Source organism: Streptomyces sp. NPDC006743, assembly GCF_040703815.1.
Taxonomy (GTDB): Bacteria; Actinomycetota; Actinomycetes; order Streptomycetales; family Streptomycetaceae; genus Streptomyces.
This window is the reverse complement of sequence record NZ_JBEYJA010000138.1, coordinates 1-2,787: the sequence shown is the minus strand read 5'-3', so window position 1 is coordinate 2,787 and position 2,787 is coordinate 1. Positions and strand designations below refer to the sequence as shown.

The 2,787-nt window shown below is 72.2% G+C and carries 1 protein-coding gene; it reads right to left on the bottom strand.

Annotation, left to right across the window (positions count from 1 at the left end):
- Window positions 1-238 precede the first annotated feature (238 nt).
- Window positions 239-2,787: MFS transporter (locus ABZ719_RS37440; RefSeq protein WP_366729636.1), on the bottom strand; the 2,549-nt coding region annotated here is incomplete at its 5' end.

The following is a 2,787-nucleotide window of genomic DNA, read 5'->3' as shown; positions in this document are numbered from 1 at the left end:
GCAGCACCTGCGTGCCCGTCATGTCGGTCACCGTGACGACCGCGTGCGACACGGCCCATCCGTCCCGGGTGCGGATCCTCGCGGTCAGTCCCATCGACGTGTACTCCCTGGAAAAGCGCTGCTGGTAAGGCGTGACGAAAAAAGTGGGGGGAAGAGGCCGGCCCGCGGCGCGGGGGCGTGTGCTGTTCCGCTCGTCGGCGAAAGCGTGCGCCCTCCGCTGCCGCGGGCCGGTGGACGGCTACTGGCCGGGGTGGGCGAGTTCGATGTCGTGGCCGTCGACGCCGCGGCCGGCCACGGTCAGCGCGGTCGCCGCCGGCGGGTAGCCCGTCGCGATGACCGTGTAGTCGCCGCTGTCCAGATCGGTGAAGGCGTACGCCCCGTCGGTACCGGTGGTGGCCGTGCCGACCACGTTGCCCGCCGCGTCGACCAGCGTCACGCGGGCGTCGGCGAGCGGACCGTGCGGGGCACGGACCACGCCCTGGAGCTGGGCGCCGGCCTGCAGGTCGATCTCGATCCGGGTGACCCCGGCTCCGCCCACCTCCAGCGGCAGGGCGCGCGGCCGGTGCCCGGCGGCGTTCACCGCGACGGTCACCACGCCCGGCACCAGCTCCGCGAAGGAGAACTCGCCCTGCTCACCGGTGGTCCCGGTGGCCAGCAGGTCGCCGCGCACATCGGTGACGATCACCATGGCGTCCTTGACCGGCGCCCCGCTCTCGGCGGAGCGCACCACGCCGCTCAGCCCGCTGGTGCCGCTGAGCAGGATGTCGTACGCCACCGGCTCGTCGTTCACGACGATCGTGGACGCCTGCGGCTGGAAGCCGTCCGCCGAAGCGATCAGCACGTACGAACCCGCACCCGGCGCGTCCACCGCGTAGGCGCCGTCGCCCTGCGCGACGGAGCGGCCGAGCTGGCGGCCCGCCAGCGAGATCAGCGTGACCGCGGCCTGCGGCACCGGCGCGCTCTCCGCACCGCGCACGTAGCCGTGCACCGGGATCCCGCCGCCGCTCTCCCGGGCCGGTTCGCCCGGGGCCAGGGTGGCGACGGCCGCGAGGCGCTGGGTGCTCTCCGGGCCGGGTTCGGTGGTGGCCGCGGCGGTCGCCCAGCTGGGCACCCGCTGTTCAGCGGTGGTCTCGGCCGCGGCGGGTGCGGCGGCGAGGATCCGGGTGGCCTCGTCCGGCGCCGCGGCCGGTGCGGGGGCCTCGCCCGCGTTCTGCTGCTGGGCGGCCTGGGCCAGGGCGCCGGTGGTACGCAACGGGACCTCCTTGATGAACAGGACGACGAGGAAGGCGACGAACGCGCAGGGCGCGGCGTACAGGAAGGCGTCGGCGATGCCGTGCCCGTAGGCGCCCTCCAGCCAGGTGCGCACCGGGGAGGGAAGCGCGTTCATGTCGGGCAGTTCGCCGCCGGAACTCATCGCCTTGGCGGCGGCGGCCCGCGCGTGCGGGCTGAGGGACGTGATGGTGTCCTTGGCGTGGTGGCTGATCCGGGTCGACATCACCGAGCCCAGTACGCCGACGCCGACCGCGCCGCCGAGGGTGCGGAAGAAGCTGACCGTCGACGACGCCGAGCCGAGGTCCTGCGGGGCGACCTGGTTCTGCGTGGACAGCACCAGGTTCTGCATCGTCATGCCGACGCCGACGCCGAGCAGCGCCATGTAGAGGGACAGATGCCAGTACGGGGTGTCGTAGCGCATGCTGCCCAGCAGGCCCAGGCCCGCCGTCAGGCACGCGCCGCCGGCCACCAGCCAGGCCTTCCAGCGGCCGGTGCGGGTGATGATCTGGCCGGAGACCATGGAGGCGACGAACAGGCCGCCGATCATCGGGATCGTCATGACGCCCGACATGGTCGGGGTCTTGTCGCGGGCCAGCTGGAAGTACTGCGAGAAGAACACGGTGCCCGAGTACATGCCGACACCGACGAAGAGCGAGGCGAGCGAGGCCAGCGCGATGGTGCGGTTGCGGAACAGGCGCAGCGGGATGATCGGCGCGCTCGCCCTGGTCTCCACCAGCACGAACAGCAGCGCCAGGACGATCACGCCGCCCACCATCGTGAACGTCTGCCACGACACCCAGTCGTACTTGTCGTTCGCGAAGGTGACCCAGAGCAGCAGCAGCGAGGCCGCGGCGGTGATGAAGAAGGCTCCGGCCCAGTCGACCTTGACCTGGCGCTTGGCGACCGGCAGGTGCAGGGTCTTCTGCAGCACCAGCAGGGCGATCAGGGCGAAGGGGATGCCGACGAACAGGCAGTAGCGCCAGCCCAGCCAGGAGGTGTCGGTGATGACACCGCCGAGCAGCGGGCCGCCGACGGTGGCGACGGCGAACGTCGCGCCGGTGTAGCCGGAGTAGCGGCCGCGCTCCCGGGGCGCGATCATCGCGGCCATGATGACCTGCACCAGCGCGGACAGGCCGCCCGCGCCCAGGCCCTGGACGACTCGCGCGGTGATCAGCATGGCGGGGTTCTGCGCCAGGCCCGCTATGACCGAGCCCGCGACGTAGATGATCAGGGCTATCTGGACGAGCGCCTTCTTGCTGAGCAGGTCGGAGAGCTTGCCCCACAGGGGCACCGAGGCCGTCATGGCGAGCAGCGCCGCGGTGACGACCCAGGTGTACGCCGACTGGCCGCCGCCGAGGTCCTTGATGATCGTCGGCAGTGCGTTCGTGACGATCGTCGAGGACAGGATGGCGGCGAACAGGCCGAGCAGCAGCCCGGAGAGCGCCTCCATGATCTGCCGGTGCGACATCGGAGCGCCGTCCGGGGAGGCGCCCCCGTGCTTGGCGTGAGCCCGCA